This window comes from Kitasatospora sp. NPDC085464 (assembly GCF_044541955.1).
Classification (GTDB): Bacteria; Actinomycetota; Actinomycetes; order Streptomycetales; family Streptomycetaceae; genus Kitasatospora.
Genome location: NZ_JBITTM010000063.1, coordinates 1 through 19,285, shown reverse-complemented (window position 1 = coordinate 19,285; position 19,285 = coordinate 1). Strand labels below are relative to the sequence as shown.

The following is a 19,285-nucleotide window of genomic DNA, read 5'->3' as shown; positions in this document are numbered from 1 at the left end:
GGCTAGCGTGATCGGCATGCTGACGATCGCGCACCTCAGTGACATCCACCTCGGACAGGACCACCGCCGGGACCGCGGCAAGCGGGCCCGGCGGCGGGCCGAGCAGGTGATGGCGTACCTCGACGCCCTGCCCGGCCCGCTGGACGCGGTGCTGGTCACCGGCGACCTCGCCGACCACGGCCTGCCCGCCGAGTACGAGCAGGTGGCCGAGGTGCTGAGCTCCCGGCACCCGGTGCTCACCTGCCCCGGCAACCACGACTCGCGGGCGCCGTACCGGGAGGTGCTGCTCGGCGAGGCGCCGGGGGAGGGGCCCGGGGCGGGCCCGGTCAACCGCCTGCACGAACTCCCCGGCGCCGACGTGCTGATGCTCGACTCGTCGATACCCGGGCAGCACGACGGCCTGCTGGACGACGAGACGCTGGACTGGCTGGACACCCGACTCGCGGAGGGGCGCACCGGGTTGCCCGCCCTGGTGGCCTTCCACCACCCGCCGGTCGAGCTGCACATGCCGATGGTCGACGGGATCCGGCAGTTCGGCGAGGTGCGCCTGGCGCGGGTGCTGCGCCGGCACCCACGGGTGGCCGCCCTGCTCTGCGGTCACTCCCACACCCCCGCCGCGACCACCTTCGCCGGGCTGCCGCTGCTGGTCGCGCCCGGCGTGGTGTCCACCGTCACCCTGCCCTGCGAGGGCGGGCGCGGCATCTCCTTCGACCACCCGCCGATGCTCGCCTTCCACGTCCTGGACGGGGACGCCAGGATCACCACCCACTACCGGGTCGTCCCGGTCGACTGAGTCACGGCCGCGGGGCCGACACCCGTGGCTGGTGCGGCGGTTGTTGCGGCCGCTGCTGGTAGGGCTGCTGGTACACCGACTGGTGGGGCTGCTGGTAAGGCTGCTGGTAGACCGACTGGCTCGGCTGCGGCGGGGCCGACGAGCCGGGCCGGGGGAAGGGCCGGGCGGCCAACGGCTCGGGCGGCACCCTGCTGCCCGCCATCGGGTGCGCGGATCCGGGCGTCCGCATCCGCTGCGAGGCGATCTGACGGGAGATCAGGATCTCCAGCAGGCACCACATGGTGGCGAACACCCCGAGCCCCATGGCCATCAGCGCGGGTGTCAGCATCCAACTGCCCGCGTACGAGGCCAACGTCGCGACGACCACGCCCACCAGGGTGAAGGCGAGGGAGAGCACCGCCCGGACTGCGGCGGCGCGCACCTCGTCGGGCAGGCGGCGACGGCGGCGTGGCACGGACATCGGGCGACCCCCAGGCGCGGACATCGATGACGGGTACGGACCGGGCGCACACGAAATGCGCCCCCCGAGGCTCACTCTGCCCCGCCGAACCGGGACTATGCGTCCGAAACCACCGAACTGGCCTCAAAACGTGCCATCCGGGAAACGGCCGCGAGGGGGCCCGGCCCACCCGCGCGATCAGCCCAGCTGCTGGTTGAGCTCCTCCAGCGCGCCCGTGACGATCGTCCGCATCGCCTGCTCGGCCTCCTCGGCGTGGCCCGAACAGATCGCGTCGGCGACCTCGCGGTGCAGCCGGATCGCGTACGGCTCCGGCTGATGGGGCATCAGATGGTACTCGGTCCGCCCGGTGAGCACCGCCCCCACGGTGTCCCCGAGGTGGGCGAACATCTCGTTGCCGGAGGCGCGCAGCACCAGGGCGTGGAAGGCGATGTCGTGCCGGAGGAAGGTGGTCAGGTCGGCGTCGCGCGCGGCGACCGTCAACTCCACGGCCAGCGAGCTGAGTTCACGCCGGTCGTCATCGGTGGCGCGGGTCGCGGCGAGTGCCGCCGCGGCGGGTTCGACGGCCATCCGCAGCGAACCGAGCGAGCGCAGCTGGGCGGGTCGGTCGGCCCCGGCCAGGCGCCAGCGGATCACCATCGGATCGAAGACGTCCCAGAGCGACTTCGGCAGCACGGTGATCCCGACCCGTCGCCGGGACGCCACCATGCGCATTCCCTCCAGGACCCGCACCGCCTCCCGGACGACCGTGCGGGACACCCCGAACCGCTGCTCCAGTTCCTCGCCGCGCAGTACCGAACCCTCGGGAAGCTCCCCGGACGCGATCGCCGGCCCGAGCTCGTCAAGCAGCCGCCCGGGCAGCCCCTGGATCTCCATCCGCCCAGCCTAGACGTTGGACCCGAGGGCGGCCGCGCCGCCCTGCGACCCAGTCCACATCGTAAAAGTATGACGATTTGGTTTCCGGCACTTGAATACGTCATATCTTTGAGGCGATAGTGGCGGCCAGGAAACGAAGGAGCACCACCATGGCTCTCAGCGTCGAGAACCACGACCGCCCCACGGCTCCCCTCACCGTCGTGGTGATGGGCGTCTCGGGCGTCGGCAAGACCACCCTGGCCCGCATGCTGGCGGACCGCCTCGGCCTCCCCTTCGCCGAGGCGGACGACTTCCACCCGGCGGCCAACATCGCCAAGATGTCGGCCGGCATCCCGCTGGACGACGAGGACCGCGCCCCCTGGCTGCGCGCCATCGGCGCCTGGCTCAAGGAGCGGACCGAGGACGGCGCCGGCGGCGTGGTCACCTGCTCGGCGCTGAAGCACCGCTATCGCGACACCCTGCGCGCGGCCTGCCCGGGCGCCTTCTTCCTGCACCTCAGCGGTGGCCACGAGCTGGTCGAGGGCCGGCTCAACCACCGCACCGGCCACTTCATGCCGTCGTCGCTGCTCGACTCGCAGTACGCCACCCTGGAGCCCCTGGGGGCGGACGAGCGCGGCGCGGTCCTGGACGTCGGCCCGTCCCCCGAAGAACTCGTCGAGATGGCTGCGGCGCTGCTGCGGCCCGTCAATGGAGACCTCGCGTGAGAACTGCCCCCACCCTGCTGGCGGCCGCCCCACCGGCCCTGGCGCACACCAGTAGCGACTCCCGGCTGCTGGTCGCGGTGCTACTCAGCATCGGTGCGATCGTCGTACTGATTACCAAGCTGAAGCTGCACCCGTTCCTCGCCCTCACACTCGGCTCCGGCCTGCTGGCCGCCGTCGCGGGCGCTCCGTTCGACAAGCTGCTCAACAGCTTCTCCACGGGCTTCGGCGCCACCGTGGCCGGCGTCGGCCTGCTGATCGGCCTCGGCGCGATGCTCGGCAAGCTGCTCGCCGACTCCGGCGGCGCGAACATCATCGCGGACACCGTGCTCTCCCGCACCGGCACCAAGGCGCTGCCCTGGGCGATGGCGCTGATCGCGGCCGTGCTCGGCCTGCCGCTGTTCTTCGAGGTCGGCGTCGTCCTGCTGATCCCGATCGTGCTGCTGGTCGCCCGCCGCGGCAACGTGCCGCTGATGCGGGTCGGCATACCGGCCCTGGCCGGCCTCTCGGTGCTGCACGGCCTGGTGCCCCCGCACCCCGGTCCGCTGGTCGCCGTCGACGCCCTGAAGGCCGACCTCGGCATCACCCTGGCCCTCGGCCTGCTGATCGCCGTCCCGACGCTGGTCATCGCCGGCCCGCTGTTCGCGCGGGTCGCCGAGCGCTGGGTCGGCCCGCTGGAGATCCCGGCCGCCACCGCCCCCGAGTCGACGGCCGAGCACGACCGCACCCCGTCCTTCGGCGCGGTGCTGGCGACCATCCTGCTGCCGGTCGTCCTGATGCTCGGCAAGGCGCTGGCCGACGTGGTGATCGACGACCCGAAGGCCGTGGCCCAGCGGGTGTTCGACTTCATCGGCTCCCCGCTGATCGCCCTGCTCGCCGCGACCCTGCTCGGCATGCTGACCCTCGGCCGGGCAGCCGGCTTCGACAAGGCCCGGATCTCCGAGAGCGTCGGCAAGTCCCTCGGCCCGATCGCGGGCATCGTGTTCATCGTCGGCGCGGGCGGCGGGTTCAAGCAGACCCTGATCGACGTGGGCGTCGGCAACGCGGTGAGCGAGTGGTCGAGCGAGTGGCACATCTCGGCACTGCTGCTGGGCTGGCTGATCGCCGTGCTGATCCGCCTGGCCACCGGCTCGGCGACGGTCGCCACGATCACCGCGGCGGGCATCGTCTCCCCGCTCGCGGCGAACATGTCCTCGACCCACGCGGCCCTGCTGGTGCTCGCGATCGGGGCCGGCTCGCTGTTCTTCTCGCACGTCAACGACGCCGGCTTCTGGCTGGTGAAGGAGTACTTCGGGATGAGCGTCGGGCAGACGCTGAAGTCCTGGTCGGTCATGGAGACGGTGATCTCGGTCGTCGCCATCGCCCTGATCCTGCCGTTGAGCCTGGTCGTCTAGCGGCCGGTCCGGTTCCACCACAGCCGCAGGCCACAGGCCGCGCCCGCGCGCCGCAGCCGCCGCAGCACCGCCGAGGGGCGGCACCCGTGACCGTACGGGTGCCGCCCCTCGGCGTTCCTCAGCCCAGCAGTCCCGACAGCACCGCCGCCGTCGCCTCCAGCAGGTCCTCCGCGACCACCCCGCCCGCCGCCGTACGGGCCAGCAGCCCCTCCCGGGCGGCCAGGATCACCAGCGCGGCCTGCCCGGCGCTCACGCCCGGGGGCACCAGCTCCGGCAGCGCCCGCTCCAGGACGTCGGCCAGCGCCCCGGCGACCGCTCGGTCGTGCGCGGCGACCTGCTCGGCCAGTGCCTCGGTCCGGGCCGCGACCAGGCGGAACTCCAGGAACAGCAGGATCCATCCGCTCTCCGCGGGCTCGACCCGCAGCAGCGCTCCGACCAGCCGCCGGGCCCGTTCCTGTGGAGCCAACTCCTCGCAGGCGGTGGCGAGTTGCTCTAGCTCGGCCATCCGCAGTGCCGCCTGGTCGTCGAAGAGCGCGAGCAGCAGGTCCTCCTTGCTGCCGAAGTTCGAGTAGAAGGCGCCGCGGGTGTAGCCGGCGGCGGCGCAGACGTCCTCGATGCTCGTCCGCGCGAAGCCGACGGCGAGGAACAGCTCGCTCGCCGCGGCCAGCAGTCGGGCCCGGGTGTGGACGCGGCGGCGGGGCGGTCGGGGAGCGGCGGTATCGGCGGGGGGTGGGTTCACAGGAGAACGATACATGGTGTATTCAGTACGAGTCGTATTCAATACGAGCCGTACTGAACCTGTCGCCGGACCCGAGGGGGACCACCGCCGTGAGCCGACTGCTGATCACCAACGCCCACCTGCTCCACCCCGAGGACGGAACCCGCACCGACCTCGGCTGGCTGGAGGCCGCCGACGGCCGGATCGCCGCCACCGGAACCGGCCGCCCACCCGCCGCGAGCGAGGGCGTCCGGGTGGTCGACGCCGGCGGCGCCACCGTGCTGCCGGGCCTGATCGACGCCCACGTCCACCTGCTGGTCACCACGCTCGACCTGCACGACGTCGCCGACTGGACCCCGGGCTACGCGACCGTCCGCGCCCTCGCCGAGGCCGAGCGCATGCTGCGCCGCGGCTTCACCACCGTCCGCGACGTCGGCGGCGCCGACCACGGCATGGCCCGCGCCCTGGCCGAGGGCCTGGCGCTCGGCCCCCGGCTGCTGCACGGCGGCAAGGCGCTGTCCCAGACCGGCGGCCACGGGGACCTGCGCCCGCTCGGCGACGACGCCCTGCCCTGCTGCGAGTCCCGGCCGAACTTCGGCCGGATCGCCGACGGCGTGGACGCGGTCCGGGCCGCCGCCCGGGACGAGTTCCGCAAGGGCGCGCGCCACCTCAAGGTGCTGCTCTCCGGCGGCGTCGCCTCCCCGCACGACGAGATCGCCGCCGTCCAGTACAGCGAGGAGGAGATCCGCGCCGCCGTCGAGGAGGCGGAGAACCACAACCGCTACGTCACCGTGCACGCCTACCACCCGCGCGCGATCGACCGCGCCCTGCGGGCCGGGGTGCGCTGCGTCGAGCACGGCAACCTGCTGGACGACGCCACGATCGCCCTCCTGCTGGAGAAGGACGCCTTCCTCGTCCCGACCCTCGTCGCCTACGAGCAGACCGCCAAGCTGGGCGCCGCCTCCGGCCTGCCGCCCGCCTCCGTCGGCAAGCTCGCCGAGGTCCGCGACCGGGGCCTCGACGCCCTGGAACGCGCCCACCGGGCGGGCGTCAACCTCGTCTACGGCAGCGACCTGCTCGGTCCGCTGCACCCCGCCCAGCTGGAGGAGTTCACCCTCCGCGCGCAGGTCCAGCCGGCCGCGGACGTGCTGCGCTCGGCGACCACCACGGCCGCCCGGCTGCTCGGCATGGCGGGGGAGATCGGCACCCTCGCGCCCGGCGCCCACGCCGACCTGCTCGTCGTCGACGGCGACCCGCTGGCCGACCTCTCCGTCCTCACCCGCCCGGAGCGGCACCTCAGGCACGTGGTGAAGGCCGGCGCGCCGGTCTGACCCCACGCCCGCGCAACGTCCGGCAGGAACGACGAAGGGCGGGCGCCCGGGGAAACCCCGAACGCCCGCCCGTCGTACGACAGCCGTTACTTGCCGGCCCGCTTCGCGAGGAAGGCGTCGACCTCGTCCCGGATCTCCGGGGTGTCCAGGCCGCGCACCGTCATCGTGGTGCGGCGGCGCAGCACGTCGTCCGCCGTGTACGCCCACTCGTTGTCGGCCGCGTACGCGACCTGCGCCCAGACGTCCGGGCCGTCCTGGTGGATCGGCCGGCCGAGCTCCGGGTTCTCGTCGATCAGGCGGGCGATCTCGAAGGAGAGCGTGCCGTAGTGGCTGGCCAGGTGCTTGGCGACCAGCGGCTCCATGCGCGAGCCCGGCTCGCGGTCGATCAGCAGGCGGTGGGCCACCGCGTTCGGCGCGCCGACGCCCGGCAGCGGGACGGTCGGGGCGATCGGGGACATGTCCTCGCCGAGGCTGGTGCCGGGCACGTGGGCCAGCTTCTCCAGCACGGTGCGGCCGATGTGGCGGTAGGTGGTCCACTTGCCGCCGGAGACCGACAGCATGCCGCCGCGGCCCTCGGTGACGACCGTCTCGCGCTTGGCGGCGGCGGTGTCGCCCGGGCCGCCCGGCAGGACGCGCAGGCCGGCGAAGGAGTAGGTGATCAGGTCGCGGTCGAGGTGCTCGTCGCGGATCGCGTGCGCGGCCTCGCCCATGATCTGGTCGATGTCCGCGTCGGTGGCCCGGACGTCCTTCGGGTCGCCGGTGTACTCCTCGTCGGTGGTGCCGAGCAGGACGTGGTCCTCCCACGGGATGGCGAAGGAGACGCGGTACTTGTCGATCGGGATGGTCAGCGCGGCGCGCCACGGCGAGCGGCGCTTGACCACGACGTGCGCGCCCTTGGAGAGGCGGATCGACGGCGCGGCGCCGGCGTCCTCCATCTTGCGCAGGTGGTCGACCCACGGACCGGTGGCGTTGAGCACCAGGCGGGCGTCGATGCCGAACTCGCTGCCGTCCAGGCGGTCGCGGAGCTCGGCGCCGGTGACCCGGCCGCCGGTGAAGCGCAGCCCGGTGACCTCGGCGTGGTTGAGCACGACGGCGCCGGCGTCGACCGCGGCGCGCACGGTCATCACGGCGACGCGCGAGTCGTTCATCTGGTGGTCGCCGTAGACGGCCACCGAGCGCAGGCCCTCGGTGCGCAGCGCGGGCACCTGCTGGGCGGCGTGCGCGGCGGTGGAGACCCGGCCCATGCCGTCGCGGAAGGCGGACAGCGCCGAGTACAGGAAGACGCCGGCGCCGAGCTTGGCGGCGCCGTGCGGGCCGCCCTTGTAGACCGGCACGAAGAAGGTCAGCGGGTTGACCAGGTGCGGGGCGACGTCGGTGGAGAGCGCGCGGCGCTCCTTGTGGTTCTCCGCGACGAGCTTGACCGCGCCGGTCTGCAGGTAGCGCAGACCGCCGTGGACGAGCTTGGAGGAGGCGCTGGAGGTGGCACCGGCGAAGTCGCCGGCGTCGACCATGGCGACCTTCAGGCCGGCCTGGGACGCGGTCCAGGCGACGGCCGTGCCGAGGATGCCGCCCCCGATCACCAGCAGGTCGTAGGTGGCCTTGCCGAGCAGTTCGCGGGTCTCGGCGCGGGAGGCGGTGCGGCCGGCGGTGCGCTCGGCGCCCAGGGTCGGGATGGTTGCCATGGTGATTGTGTACGGCGCGCGGGTCGGGCGCGCCGTTACTCCTCTCGTGTGCGGTGCGGCCCCTGCGGGAGGGACCGGTCGGCCCGGTGCGGCGGGCCGGTGAAACGCGGTGACACCCGCTGCCGGAACAGCGGGCGGCCGGCCGGGGCCAGCGGCCCCGACCGGCTCGTCGGTCAGTTGTTCTCTTCCTCCTCCACCCAGCCCATGGTGCGCTCCACGGCCTTGAGCCACTTCTTGTACTCGCGCTCCCGGGTGGCCTCGTCCATGCGCGGGGTCCACTCGGCGGCGCGGTGCCAGTTGGCCCGCAGGGTGTCGAGGTCGTTCCAGAAGCCGACGGCGAGACCCGCCGCGTAGGCGGCGCCGAGGGCGGTGGTCTCGGCCACGTACGGGCGCTCGACCGGGGCGTCCAGGACGTCGGCGATGTTCTGCATGAGCAGGTTGTTGCTGGTCATGCCGCCGTCGACCTTGAGGGCGGTGAGCTCGACCCCGGAGTCCTTCTGCATGGCGTCGACGACCTCGCGGGTCTGCCAGGCGGTGGCCTCCAGGACGGCCCGGGCCAGGTGGCCCTTGGTGACGTACCGGGTCAGACCGGCGATCACACCGCGGGCGTCGGAGCGCCAGTACGGGGCGAACAGGCCGGAGAAGGCCGGGACGAAGTAGGCGCCGCCGTTGTCCTCGACCGTGTTGGCGAGGGTCTCGATCTCGGCGGCGGTGGAGATGATGCCGAGCTGGTCGCGCAGCCACTGGACGAGCGAGCCGGTGACGGCGATCGAGCCTTCCAGGGCGTACACCGGGGCCTGGTCGCCGATCCGGTAGCCGACGGTGGTCAGCAGGCCGTGGTACGAGTTGACGATCTTCTCGCCGGTGTTCAGCAGCAGGAAGGTGCCGGTGCCGTAGGTGGACTTGGCCTCGCCCTCGTTGAAGCAGGTCTGGCCGAACAGCGCGGCCTGCTGGTCGCCGAGCGCGGAGGCGACCGGGACGCCGGCCAGGTCGCCGACGGCCTCGCCGTACACCTCGGCGGAGGAGCGGATCTCCGGCAGGACGGCCATCGGCACGCCCATGGACTCGGCGATGCTCTCGTCCCAGGCGAGGGTCTTGAGGTTCATCAGCATGGTGCGGCTGGCGTTGGTCACGTCGGTGACGTGCTTGCCGCCGTCGACACCGCCGGTGAGGTTCCAGATCACCCAGGTGTCCATGGTGCCGAACAGGATGTCGCCGGCCTCGGCGCGCTCGCGCAGGCCCTCGACGTTGTCCAGCAGCCAGCGGATCTTCGGGCCGGCGAAGTAGCTGGCCAGCGGGAGGCCGGTCTCGCGGCGGAAGCGGTCCTGGCCGACGTTGCGGCCGAGCTCGCGGCACAGCCCCTCGGTACGGGTGTCCTGCCACACCAGCGCGTTGTGCACCGGCTCACCGGTGTTCTTGTCCCACAGGACGGTGGTCTCGCGCTGGTTGGTGATGCCGATGGCGCGGATGTCGTCCTTGGTCAGTCCGGCCTTCTCCAGCGCACCGCGCACGACCGACTGCACCCGGGTCCAGATCTCGGCGGCGTCGTGCTCGACGTAGCCCGGCTGGGGGAAGATCTGGCGGTGCTCCTGCTGGTCGACGGAGACGATCCGGCCGTCGGCGCCGAAGATGATGCAGCGGCTGGAGGTGGTGCCCTGGTCGATCGCGGCGATGTAGTTACCGGTGGAGGTCATGGGGAGGGTCCTCGGCTCGGGTTGAGGGGTACGGGGTGGGTGGGCCTGACACGCTTCTCGGTCAGTCCCCGTGTTCGGCGGGGTCCACTCTGCTGTTCGGCGGGGAGCCTTCAGAAGAGGGCGTCGTACCGCTTAGAAGAGGGCGTTGTAGACGCCGCCGGCCGCGAGGCCGCCGATGACGGGGCCGACGACCGGGACCCAGGCGTACGACCAGTCGGAGCCGCCCTTCTTCGGGATCGGCAGCAGGGCGTGGGCGATGCGCGGGCCGAGGTCACGGGCCGGGTTGATCGCGTAGCCGGTCGGGCCGCCCAGCGAGAGGCCGATGCCGACGACGGTGAAGGCGACCATCAGGGTGCCGGTGCCGGACTGCGAGAGGCCGGCGTTGGTGCCGATGGTGAGGATCGCGAAGCAGAGCACGAAGGTGCCGATGACTTCGGTGAGCACGTTCTGGAACGGGTTCCGGATCTCGGGCCCGGTCGAGAAGATGCCGAGGGTGGGCTCCTCGTTGGCGTTGAACTGGCCGAGGTAGGTCGCCCAGACGAGGACGGCGCCGATGATCGCGCCGAGCATCTGCGAGCCGATGTAGAGCGGCACCTGGCTCCACTCGCCGCTCTTGACCGCGAGCGCGAGGGTGACGGCGGGGTTGAGGTGCGCGCCGGACTTCGGAGCCGACATGTAAGCGGCGATGAGGACCGCGAATCCCCAGCCGAAGGTGATCGCCAGCCAGCCGGCGTTGATCGCCTTCGACTTCTTGAGGGTCACGGCGGCGCAGACGCCGCCGCCGAGGAGTATCAGGGCGGCGGTGCCGAGGGTTTCGCCGACGAAGACGTCGCCGTTGGAGAACGCGGACACAAAGACTCCCTTGTCCATATGGCCCGGAGGTGCGGGTGGGGGTGGGCGGCCGGGTCGATCGCTGTGCGGGTGAGCGCGCTGTGGGAGTGATCTCCCGGCCATCGTTCGACAATGTCGACCGTCATGCGGAAGCTTCCTCCCCAGGTCGCCTCCACGTCAAGGCAGGGTTACGCAGCTGTGACCGTTGTCCCCGCCCGTCCCCAGAAGTTACCGAGCGGAGCGCCCCGAAACGGGGCAAAACGCCAAGGCGCGGACAGGCCGACCGCCCGTCCGCGCCTCAGCGTGACGAAATGAATGCGTCCCTCAGAACCGGCCGGCGCCCAGGTCGCGCGAGATCGCACGCGCCGCACTGCGCACCGAGGCCACCAGCGAGGGCTTCACGAAGCCGTCCTCGCAGACCCGTTCGACCGGCCCGCTGATGCACACCGCACCCACCGGATTGCGCCGCCGGTCCTGGATCAGCGCGCCGATCGAGGCCACGCCCTCCCAGGTCTCCTCGATCGAGTCCGCCCAGCCGCGCTCGCGGATCAGCGCGCACTCGGCGTCCACGTCCGCCGCCTCGGTGAGCGTGCGCACGGTGTACGACTCGTACGGCCCATCGCCCAACTCCCCCCGCGCGACGGGGTCGTAGGCCACCAGCACCTTGCCCAGCGCGGTGCTGTGCAGCGGCTGCATCGAGCCGACCTCCAGCACTTGCCGGGTGTCGTCCGGCCGGAACACGTGGTGCACGATCAGCACGCCCTGCTGGTGCAGCACCCCCAGGTAGACCGTCTCCCCGGCCGCCCGGGCCAGGTCGTCGGCCCACACCAGGGCCCGCGCCCGCAGCTCGTGAACGTCCAGGTAGCTCTGCCCCAGTCGCAGCAGCTCGGCGCCCAGCTGGTACTTGCCGCTCTCCGGGTCCTGCTCGACGAACCCCTCCTGCTGCAGTGTGCGCAGGATGCCGTGCGCCGTGCCCTTGGCCAGGTCCAGTGCCGTCGCGACCTCGGACAGGCCCAGACGGCGCTCACCGCCGGCCAGCAGTCGCATGATCGCGGCGGCCCGGGAAAGCGACTGGATCGGGCCGGGCATGAGAACCTCCGCGCTGACAGGCGGTCGACAATGTCGACCACAGTGGTGACGGCACGAGTCTGCCAGGCCGTGCTGACTCCGTGCACCTTCCCCCTCGGTAACCCGCCCTCGGCCGGGTGTTAACCTTCCGCGCCGCTCGACGGCCCCCGGCGCACCGCCACCTCCGCCGCGAGCGCCGCGATCCCGTCCGGTCCGACCCGGCAGCAGCCGCCCACCAGCCGGGCCCCGTCCGCGAGCCAGCCGCCCACCCGGGCCGAGCGAAAGGTCGCCTCGCCGCGCCAGCCCCGGCACTCGGCGTCCCACTGCTCCCCGCTGTTGGGGTAGACCACCACCGGCTTCCCGGTCACGTCGGCCGCCACCGCCACCGCCCGGTCCGCGTCCCGCGGCGTGCAGCAGTTGACGCCCACCGCCAGCACCTCGTCCACCTCCGCCGCGAGCGCGAACGCCTCCGCCAGCGGCTGCCCGGCCCGGGTCCGGTCGCCCTCGACGCTGTACGACAGCCAGGCCGGCACCCCCAGCCCGCGCACCAGCTCCAGCAGTGCCCGCGCCTCGTCCGCATCCGGCACCGTCTCCAGCGCCAGCACGTCCGGCCGAGCCGCCGCCAGCACCTCCAGCCGGGGCCGGTGGAAGGCCACCAGCTCGGCGACGCCCAGCCCGTAGCGGCCCCGGTACTCCGAACCGTCCGCCAGCACCGCCCCGTACGGGCCCACTGACGCCGCCACGAAGCGCCGCCGCCCGCCCGGCTCGGCCCGCGCCGCCTCCCGGGCCAGCTCCACACTGCTCGCCAGCAGGCGGGCCGCCTCCGCCCGGCCGATGCCGCGGTGCGCGAAGCCCTCGAAGCTCGCCTGGTAGCTCGCCGTGATGGCGACGTCCGCGCCGGCCTCGAAGTACGCCCGGTGCGCCGCCACCACCGCCGCCGGTTCGTCCGCCAGCAGCCGCGCCGACCACAGCTCGTCCGAGAGGTCGTGCCCCTCCGCCGCCAGCTGGTTCGACATCCCGCCGTCCAGCACCAACGGACCGGCGGCCAGCGCCGCGGCGAAGTCCGGCGGGGGAGCAGTGGGCATGTCGGCCTCCTCTGGCGCGGTCGTTGCTGGTCACAGCCTAGAAGGCGGACGCCCCGGCCGACCGGGAAAACCATTTGCCGCCGGGGAACGCAATCGCTACGTTGTGCTCATTCCGAGAACGACACGACCGATCAGCGAAGCGAGCACGGAGAGGGCAGGGCGATGGCAGCGGACGACCGGCCCGGCAGCGGGCCCGCGGCCGAGCAGGAATGGCTCGCCGCGTACGACCCGCGCGCCTACGCCCCCATCGCCGTCACCGTCGACGTCGTCGCCCTGACCCTGCGCGACGGCCTCCTGCACGTCCTGCTCGTCGAGCGCGGCGCCCCGCCCCACCAGGGCTGCTGGGCGCTGCCCGGCGGCTTCCTGCGGGCCGGCGAGGAGGGCCTGGACGAGGCCGCGGCCCGCGAACTCGCCGAGGAGACGGGCCTGCAGGGCGCAGCCGACGCCGAGGCCAGGCTCTGCCGGCTCCACCTGGAGCAGCTCGGCACCTACGGCGCGCCCGAGCGGGACCCGCGGATGCACGTCGTCTCCGTCGCCTACCTCGCCTTCGCACCGGACCTCCCCGACCCCCGGGCCGGGACGGACGCCGCGGCCGCCGCCTGGCACCCCGTCCGCGACCTGGACCTCCGGCCCAGCGGCCGGTCCCGAGCCGCCGGCGCGCCCGCCGACACCCACGGGGGTGGCGTCGACGGGCGCGCCGGCACCACTGCGCTCACGCTGGCGTTCGACCACGCCCGGATCCTCGCCGACGGGCTCGACCGGGTCCGCGCCAAACTCGAATACAGCCCGCTGGCCACGGCCTTCCTGCCCCACGACTTCACCATCCCCGACCTCCGCGCCGTCTACGAGGCGGTCTGGGACGAGAAGCTGCACCCCGGCAACTTCCACCGCAAGGTCCTCTCCGTCCCCGGCTTCGTCGAGAGCACCGGCAGCACCACCCAGCGCGGCGGCACCCGCGGCGGCCCCCGCGCCCGCACCTACCACGCCGGCGGCGCCGCACTGCTGCACCCCGCCCTGCTCCGCCCCACCCGTGAGGACCAGCCCGGCGACGGGCCGTCCGGCGAGAGCCCCACCGGCGAGGGCCCGTCCGGTGAGAGCCCGACCGGGGCGATCCCACCGCACTGATTCACCGGACACCCCGGGATCCCCGTCGGCCACCGGGCTACCATCCGGCCATGACCACCGACGAAGCGACCCAGACCGTCCACCGGCCCTTCTCCCACTGCCACTTCTGCGGCACGCCCTACCCGCCCGACACCCGCGCCTGGCCCCGCACCTGCCCCGGCTGCGCCGAGATCAGCTACCGCAACCCGCTGCCGGTCGCGGTCACCGTCCTCCCCGTCACCCGGCCCGACGCCGACCCGGCCCTCGTCGTCATCCGCCGCACCATCGAACCCGGATACGGCGAACTCGCCTTCCCCGGCGGCTACATGGACTACGGCGAGAGCTGGCAGCAGGCCTGCGTCCGCGAACTGCACGAGGAGACCGGCATCGCGGCCGACCCCACCGAGGTCACCCTGATCCACACCGCCTCCGACCCCAACGGCCGCTTCGTGATGCTCTGCGGCCTGCTGCCCGCCCGCCCGCTCGCCGAGCTCCCGCCCTCGCGCCCCACCGACGAGACCGAAGGCTGGCTGCTCGCCACCGCCGACACGCCGCTGGTCTGGGACTTCCACAACGGCATCCTGCGCCGCTGGTTCAGCGGGGAGTTCACTTCCCGCTGACCACCCGACCTCCCGCCGGCCGACCCTGGCGCGACGGCCGCTCACATGGCATGGTCTGCACCGACAGCCCAACCGGACGGGTCTGCCACAAGCCCTCCCGTCCCCACCACCGGCCGGGAGACCACCACCGTGAGCACCCCACCCCAGGACCAGCCGCTCTGGCGCCCCGCCCCCGCTCGCGCCGCCGCCACCAGCCTGGTGGCCTTCCAGGCCTGGGCCGCCGAACACCACGGCGCCCCGGCCGCCCCGCTCGCCCCCGCCGCCGACGACCGGCAGGCCGCCGAGCGCTACGCCGACCTGCACGCCTGGTCCACCGAGGACCTCGACCGGTTCTGGGCAGCGGTCACCCAGTGGTTCGACGTCCGCTTCACCCAGACCCCCGAGGCCGTCCTCGCCGACCCGGCCATGCCCGGCGCCCGCTGGTTCCCCGGCGCCCGCCTCAACTACGCCGAGCACGCCCTGCGCGCCGCCGAGCCCGGCCCCGACGGAGCGAAGGGGCCCAACGCCGACCGCCCCGCGATCCTCCACCTCGACGAGACCACCGAGCAGCCCGTCGTCCTCACCTGGGCCGAACTCCGCCGCCAGGTCGGCTCCCTCGCCGCCGCCCTGCGCGCCCGCGGCATCGGCCCCGGCGACCGCGTCGGCGCCTACCTGCCCAACATCCCGCAGGCCGCCGTCGCCCTCCTCGCCACCGCCGCCGTCGGCGCGATCTGGACCAGCTGCGCCCCCGACTTCGGCGCCCGCAGCGTCCTCGACCGCCTCCAGCAGATCGAGCCCGCCGTCCTCTTCGCCGTCGACGGCTACCACTACGGCGGCAAGGACCACGACCGCACCGAGGTCGTCGCCGAACTGCGCCGCGAACTCCCGAGCCTGCGCACCGTCGTCCACGTCCCGCTGCTCGGCGGTCCCGCCCCCGAGGGCGCGCTGACCTGGGACGACCTGGTCGCCGATGACGTGGAGCCGGTCTTCGAGCCGGTCCCATTCGACCACCCGCTCTGGGTCCTCTACTCCTCCGGCACCACCGGCCTGCCCAAGGCCATCGTCCAGAGCCAGGGCGGCATCCTGCTCGAACACCTCAAGCAGGCCGGCCTCCACCTCGACCTCGGCCCCCAGGACCGCTTCCTCTGGTACACCTCGACCGGCTGGATGATGTGGAACTTCCTGCTGGCCGGCCTCCTCGTCGGGTCCACGATCGTCACCTACGACGGCAGCCCCGGCCACCCCGACACCGGCGCCCTCTGGTCCGTCGCCGCCCGCACCGGCGCGACCGTCCTCGGCACCTCCGCCGCCTACGTGATCGCCAGCCGCAAGGCCGAACTCCACCCCGGCCGCGACCTCGACCTCTCCGCCGTGCGCTGCATCGGCACTACCGGCTCCCCGCTCCCGCCCGACGGCTTCCGCTGGATCTACGACGAGGTCAAGGCGGACGTCTGGCTCGCCTCCGTCAGCGGCGGCACCGACGTCTGCTCCTGCTTCGTCGGCGGCGTCCCCACCCTCCCGGTGTACCTCGGCGAGATCCAGGCCCCCTGCCTCGGCGCCGCCGTCGAGTCCTGGGACGTCCAGGGCAAGCCGCTCACCGACGCGGTCGGCGAACTCGTCGTCACCAAGCCCATCCCCTCCATGCCAACCGGCTTCTGGAACGACCCCGAGGGCACCCGCTACCACGACAGCTACTTCGACACCTACCCCGGCGTCTGGCGCCACGGCGACTGGATCACCGTCACCTCCCGGGGCACCGTCGTCATCCACGGCCGCTCCGACTCCACCCTCAACCGCCAGGGCGTCCGGATGGGCTCCTCGGACATCTACGAGGTGGTCGAGCGCCTCCCCGAGATCTCCGAGTCCCTGGTCATCGGCCTGGAGGAGCCCGACGGCGGCTACTGGATGCCGCTGTTCGTCGTCCTCGCCCCCGGCGCCGAGCTGAACGACGACCTCATCGGCCGCATCCGCACCTCGCTGCGCACCGAACTCTCCCCGCGCCACGTGCCCGACGAGGTCATCACCGTCCGCGGCCTCCCGCACACCCTCACCGGCAAGCGGATCGAGGTCCCGGTCAAGCGCATCCTCTCCGGCACCCCGCTGGAGCAGGCCGTCAACCCCGGCTCCGTCGACAACGTCGAGCACCTGCGCTACTTCGAGCAGCTCCGCCTCGACCGCCAGGCCTGACCCCGACACACACGAGGAAGGGGCGCCCCGTGGTGGGAGCGCCCCTTCGTCCATCCGTCCTGCCGCCGCGGCCTACTCGCCGGACAGCACCTGCTGCGCCGCGGCCCGCGCCTCCTCGGCGCTGTCCGCGGCCCGGGCCGCCTCGGCCGCCCGCCGGCACTGCGCCAGCGTGTACTTGGCCAGCGCGGTCCGCACGTACGGGATCGACGCCGAGCCCATCGAGAGGCTGGTGACGCCCAGGCCGGTCAGCACCACGGCCAGCAGCGGGTCGGAGGCCGCCTCGCCGCAGACGCCGCAGCTCTTGCCGCTCACCCGCGCGGCCTCGGCCGCCGCGGCGATCAGGTCCAGGAGCGCCGGCTGCCACGGGTCCTGCAGCCGCGCCAGCGCACCGACCTGGCGGTCGGCCGCGAAGGTGTACTGCGCCAGGTCGTTGGTCCCCAGCGACAGGAACTCGACCTCCTGCAGGATCGCCCGGGCCCGCAGCGCGGCCGACGGGATCTCCACCATCGCCCCGAACTTGGCCTGCAGCCCGGCCTCGCGGCACGCGGTCGCGAAGTCCCTGGCGTCCTTGCGGTCGGCCACCATCGGGGCCATCACCTCAAGGTGCACCGGCAGACCCTCGGCCGCCGTGGCCAGCGCCCGCAGCTGGGTGCGCAGCACCTCGGGGTGCTCCAGGAGGGTCCGCAGGCCGCGCACGCCGAGCGCCGGGTTCGGCTCGTCCGTCGGGGTCAGGAAGTCCAGCGGCTTGTCCGCGCCCGCGTCGAGCACCCGGACCACGACCCGGCCCTCGGGGAAGGCCTCCAGCACCTTGCGGTACGCCTCGACCTGCTTCTCCTCGCCGGGAGCCTTCGCCGAGTCGTCCAGGAACAGGAACTCGGTACGGAACAGGCCGACGCCCTCGGCACCGTTCTCCAGCGCGGCCGGCACGTCCGCCGGGCCACCCACGTTGGCCAGCAGCGGGACGCGGTGCCCGTCGGAGGTCTGCCCCGGGCCGGAGGAGGCGGCCAGCGCGGCCCTGCGCTCGGCGGCGATCGCCCGCAGCTCGTCCTGCTTCTCCTGCGACGGCTCCAACAGCACGTCACCGGAGCTGCCGTCCACCGCAACGACGGTGCCTTCGGCGACATCGGTGGCACCGGGCAGCGCCACGACGGCCGGCACGCCCATCGCCCGCGCCAGGATGGCGCTGTGGCTGGTCGGCCCGCCCTCCTCGGTCACGAACCCGAGCACCAGCGTCGGGTCCAGCAGCGCGGTGTCGGCCGGCGCGAGGTCCCGCGCGAACAGCACGTACGGCTCGTCGCTGTCCGGCACACCCGGCATCGGCACGCCGAGCAGCCGGGCCACGATCCGGTTCCGCACGTCGTCCAGGTCGGCGACCCGACCGGCCAGGTACTCCCCGGCGGAGGCGAGCAGCGCACGGTAGGCGGCGAACGCGTCGTAGACACCGCGCTCGGCACTGCTGCCGACGGCGATCCGGCGGGACACGTCGGCCATCAGCTCCGGGTCCTGCGCCATCAGCGCCTGGGCCTCCAGAACGGCCTGCGCCTCGCCGCCCGCCAGGTTGCCGCGCGCGATCAGGTCGGCGGCGACCGCGTCCACGGCGGCCCGGGCACGCGCCTGCTCCCGCGGGGCGTCCTCGGTCGGGATCCGGGTGGCCGGGGGCTCCAGCACCGCCGTTCCCATGTGCCGCACCTGGCCGATCGCGACCCCGTGGCTGACACCCACGCCGCGCAGTGTCTTCTCCATCTACCTGTCTCCGCTGAGAGGAGCGGCCCCGCCGGGAACCGCTGAGTGCCGGGCCGCCCCGTCACTTCCTGCGGGGCGGGTGTGTGTCCGTGGTCGAGAGGTCAGCTCCAGCTGAACAGGGCGTCGCCGGACGCGGCCTCGCCGTCCTCCCGGAGGCCTCCGAGCGAGTCCGGAGCGGCCTCCAGCGCGACGATCGGCGAGATCGGCGACTTGCCGGCGGCCTCCACGGCGGCCGGGTCCCACTTGATGACGGCCTGGCCGCGGGTCACCGTGTCGCCCTTGTTGACGAGCAGTTCGAAGCCCTCGCCGTTGAGCTGGACGGTGTCGATCCCGAGGTGGGTCAGCACCCCGTGGCCCTCGGCGTCCACGACGACGAAGGCGTGCGGGTGCATGGAGACGACGACCCCGTCCACCGGCGCGACCGCCTCGGTGGGCCGACGGACCGGGTCGATCGCGGTACCGGGACCGACCATCGCGCCCGAGAACACCGGGTCGGGCACGCCGGCGAGCCCGACGACCCGACCGGTCAGCGGCGACGTCACAGTGGTCATGGTTGTGCCTCCCAAGTGCGCAGTACAGCGAGCGGCCGCGAGGAGCGGCACGACGATCAGCTGAAGCCTAAATCATGTCAACTTCGGACATCTGTCGACATTCCAGGGCGAACAACCCGCCCTCCGCCCACCTACCGGCCGGCGTCCCACCGGCCCGCGAGTGGTCTAGTCCTCTCGGCCGATGCGCCGCACTCTACAGGCATCTTGGCGAATCGGGACCATTGCTGTATATGCTCGCGAGAGCAACAAATCATGCCGCCACCCGGGTGACACCGGGCGCGCCTCGATTCGCGCTCCGGACACCGACCCGCTATGGTTGGTCGAGTCGCCGCAACTCGGCGGTTAACTCCAGATTTCAGATGTGAAAAGCCCCGGTAAACGGAGCGGAAAACGTCTGGTAAGCTGGAAACACGAAAGAACGAAGCCCGGAGGGTCCGCTGGAAGGCGGTCCGAAGGAAGCGTCCGTTCCTT

17 protein-coding genes are annotated in these 19,285 nt (G+C 73.0%); 7 read left to right on the top strand and 10 right to left on the bottom strand.

Features of this window, described 5'->3' with window-relative positions:
* Nucleotides 1–16 precede the first annotated feature (16 nt).
* Nucleotides 17–793, top strand: a complete 777-nt coding sequence (locus ACIGG8_RS37470; RefSeq protein WP_396553080.1) for a metallophosphoesterase — start codon at nucleotides 17–19, stop codon at nucleotides 791–793.
* 1 nt (nucleotide 794) lies between these two features.
* On the opposite strand, the gene ACIGG8_RS37465 is transcribed toward ACIGG8_RS37470, so the two are convergent.
* Nucleotides 795–1,253, bottom strand: coding sequence for a hypothetical protein (locus tag ACIGG8_RS37465; protein ID WP_396553079.1), 459 nt, complete (start codon nucleotides 1,251–1,253; stop codon nucleotides 795–797).
* 177 nt (nucleotides 1,254–1,430) lie between these two features.
* Nucleotides 1,431–2,126, bottom strand: coding sequence for a FadR/GntR family transcriptional regulator (locus ACIGG8_RS37460; protein WP_396553078.1), 696 nt, complete (start codon nucleotides 2,124–2,126; stop codon nucleotides 1,431–1,433).
* 149 nt (nucleotides 2,127–2,275) lie between these two features.
* On the opposite strand from ACIGG8_RS37460, the gene ACIGG8_RS37455 reads away from it, so the two are divergent.
* Complete coding sequence (locus tag ACIGG8_RS37455; RefSeq protein ID WP_396553077.1) at nucleotides 2,276–2,830, top strand: gluconokinase; 555 nt, start codon at nucleotides 2,276–2,278, stop codon at nucleotides 2,828–2,830.
* Entirely contained in the window at nucleotides 2,827–4,221 is a 1,395-nt protein-coding gene (locus ACIGG8_RS37450) for a gluconate:H+ symporter (RefSeq protein WP_396553076.1), read from the top strand. Before ACIGG8_RS37455 ends, ACIGG8_RS37450 begins: the two co-directional genes overlap by 4 nt.
* Nucleotides 4,222–4,339: 118 nt before the next feature.
* On the opposite strand, the gene ACIGG8_RS37445 is transcribed toward ACIGG8_RS37450, so the two are convergent.
* Nucleotides 4,340–4,960, bottom strand: a complete 621-nt coding sequence (locus ACIGG8_RS37445) for a TetR/AcrR family transcriptional regulator (protein ID WP_396553075.1) — start codon at nucleotides 4,958–4,960, stop codon at nucleotides 4,340–4,342.
* Nucleotides 4,961–5,049: 89 nt separating this feature from the next.
* Here ACIGG8_RS37445 and ACIGG8_RS37440 point away from each other — a divergent pair, with 89 nt between their 5' ends.
* Nucleotides 5,050–6,270 (top strand): amidohydrolase family protein, encoded by a 1,221-nt coding sequence (locus ACIGG8_RS37440; protein WP_396553074.1) that lies wholly within the window; start codon nucleotides 5,050–5,052, stop codon nucleotides 6,268–6,270.
* An 86-nt stretch (nucleotides 6,271–6,356) separates the two neighbouring features.
* Here the strand turns inward: ACIGG8_RS37440 and ACIGG8_RS37435 are convergent, their stop codons facing one another.
* The 5 genes from ACIGG8_RS37435 to mmuM form a co-directional block, all read right to left on the bottom strand.
* Nucleotides 6,357–7,952, bottom strand: a complete 1,596-nt coding sequence (locus tag ACIGG8_RS37435) for an FAD-dependent oxidoreductase (RefSeq protein ID WP_396553073.1) — start codon at nucleotides 7,950–7,952, stop codon at nucleotides 6,357–6,359.
* 173 nt (nucleotides 7,953–8,125) lie between these two features.
* Entirely contained in the window at nucleotides 8,126–9,646 is a 1,521-nt protein-coding gene (glpK, locus tag ACIGG8_RS37430) for a glycerol kinase GlpK (protein ID WP_350526303.1), read from the bottom strand.
* A gap of 132 nt (nucleotides 9,647–9,778) precedes the next feature.
* Nucleotides 9,779–10,516: an MIP/aquaporin family protein gene (locus ACIGG8_RS37425; RefSeq protein WP_396553072.1), complete on the bottom strand. Its 738-nt coding sequence runs from the start codon at nucleotides 10,514–10,516 to the stop codon at nucleotides 9,779–9,781.
* 285 nt (nucleotides 10,517–10,801) lie between these two features.
* Nucleotides 10,802–11,566: an IclR family transcriptional regulator gene (locus ACIGG8_RS37420; protein ID WP_396553071.1), complete on the bottom strand. Its 765-nt coding sequence runs from the start codon at nucleotides 11,564–11,566 to the stop codon at nucleotides 10,802–10,804.
* Nucleotides 11,567–11,685: 119 nt separating this feature from the next.
* Nucleotides 11,686–12,630 (bottom strand): homocysteine S-methyltransferase, encoded by a 945-nt coding sequence (mmuM, locus tag ACIGG8_RS37415; RefSeq protein ID WP_396553070.1) that lies wholly within the window; start codon nucleotides 12,628–12,630, stop codon nucleotides 11,686–11,688.
* A 162-nt stretch (nucleotides 12,631–12,792) separates the two neighbouring features.
* On the opposite strand from mmuM, the gene ACIGG8_RS37410 reads away from it, so the two are divergent.
* The 3 genes from ACIGG8_RS37410 to ACIGG8_RS37400 are packed head-to-tail and all read left to right on the top strand — an operon-like array spanning nucleotide 12,793 to nucleotide 16,520.
* Nucleotides 12,793–13,755, top strand: a complete 963-nt coding sequence (locus tag ACIGG8_RS37410; RefSeq protein WP_396553069.1) for an NUDIX hydrolase — start codon at nucleotides 12,793–12,795, stop codon at nucleotides 13,753–13,755.
* Nucleotides 13,756–13,805: 50 nt separating this feature from the next.
* Nucleotides 13,806–14,354 carry an NUDIX domain-containing protein gene (locus ACIGG8_RS37405; protein WP_396553068.1) on the top strand — a complete coding sequence of 183 codons (549 nt, stop codon included), beginning with the start codon at nucleotides 13,806–13,808 and terminating at the stop codon, nucleotides 14,352–14,354.
* Between the two features lie 45 nt (nucleotides 14,355–14,399).
* On the top strand, nucleotides 14,400–16,520 hold the full coding sequence (locus ACIGG8_RS37400; protein WP_396553067.1) for an acetoacetate--CoA ligase: 2,121 nt from the start codon (nucleotides 14,400–14,402) through the stop codon (nucleotides 16,518–16,520).
* 72 nt (nucleotides 16,521–16,592) lie between these two features.
* Here the strand turns inward: ACIGG8_RS37400 and ptsP are convergent, their stop codons facing one another.
* On the bottom strand, nucleotides 16,593–18,263 hold the full coding sequence (gene ptsP / locus ACIGG8_RS37395; RefSeq protein WP_396553066.1) for a phosphoenolpyruvate--protein phosphotransferase: 1,671 nt from the start codon (nucleotides 18,261–18,263) through the stop codon (nucleotides 16,593–16,595).
* A gap of 101 nt (nucleotides 18,264–18,364) precedes the next feature.
* Complete coding sequence (locus ACIGG8_RS37390) at nucleotides 18,365–18,814, bottom strand: PTS glucose transporter subunit IIA (RefSeq protein WP_396553065.1); 450 nt, start codon at nucleotides 18,812–18,814, stop codon at nucleotides 18,365–18,367.
* Nucleotides 18,815–19,285: the final 471 nt, after the last annotated feature.

Coding starts and splice junctions, on each gene's coding strand:
- ACIGG8_RS37470 (WP_396553080.1), top strand. CDS start 17: ATGCTGACGATCGCGCACCTCAGTGACATCCACCTCGGACAGGACCAC.
- ACIGG8_RS37465 (WP_396553079.1), bottom strand. CDS start 1,253: ATGTCCGTGCCACGCCGCCGTCGCCGCCTGCCCGACGAGGTGCGCGCC.
- ACIGG8_RS37460 (WP_396553078.1), bottom strand. CDS start 2,126: ATGGAGATCCAGGGGCTGCCCGGGCGGCTGCTTGACGAGCTCGGGCCG.
- ACIGG8_RS37455 (WP_396553077.1), top strand. CDS start 2,276: ATGGCTCTCAGCGTCGAGAACCACGACCGCCCCACGGCTCCCCTCACC.
- ACIGG8_RS37435 (WP_396553073.1), bottom strand. CDS start 7,952: ATGGCAACCATCCCGACCCTGGGCGCCGAGCGCACCGCCGGCCGCACC.
- glpK (WP_350526303.1), bottom strand. CDS start 9,646: ATGACCTCCACCGGTAACTACATCGCCGCGATCGACCAGGGCACCACC.
- ACIGG8_RS37425 (WP_396553072.1), bottom strand. CDS start 10,516: ATGGACAAGGGAGTCTTTGTGTCCGCGTTCTCCAACGGCGACGTCTTC.
- ACIGG8_RS37420 (WP_396553071.1), bottom strand. CDS start 11,566: ATGCCCGGCCCGATCCAGTCGCTTTCCCGGGCCGCCGCGATCATGCGA.
- mmuM (WP_396553070.1), bottom strand. CDS start 12,630: ATGCCCACTGCTCCCCCGCCGGACTTCGCCGCGGCGCTGGCCGCCGGT.
- ACIGG8_RS37410 (WP_396553069.1), top strand. CDS start 12,793: ATGGCAGCGGACGACCGGCCCGGCAGCGGGCCCGCGGCCGAGCAGGAA.
- ACIGG8_RS37405 (WP_396553068.1), top strand. CDS start 13,806: ATGACCACCGACGAAGCGACCCAGACCGTCCACCGGCCCTTCTCCCAC.
- ACIGG8_RS37400 (WP_396553067.1), top strand. CDS start 14,400: ATGGCATGGTCTGCACCGACAGCCCAACCGGACGGGTCTGCCACAAGC.
- ptsP (WP_396553066.1), bottom strand. CDS start 18,263: ATGGAGAAGACACTGCGCGGCGTGGGTGTCAGCCACGGGGTCGCGATC.
- ACIGG8_RS37390 (WP_396553065.1), bottom strand. CDS start 18,814: ATGACCACTGTGACGTCGCCGCTGACCGGTCGGGTCGTCGGGCTCGCC.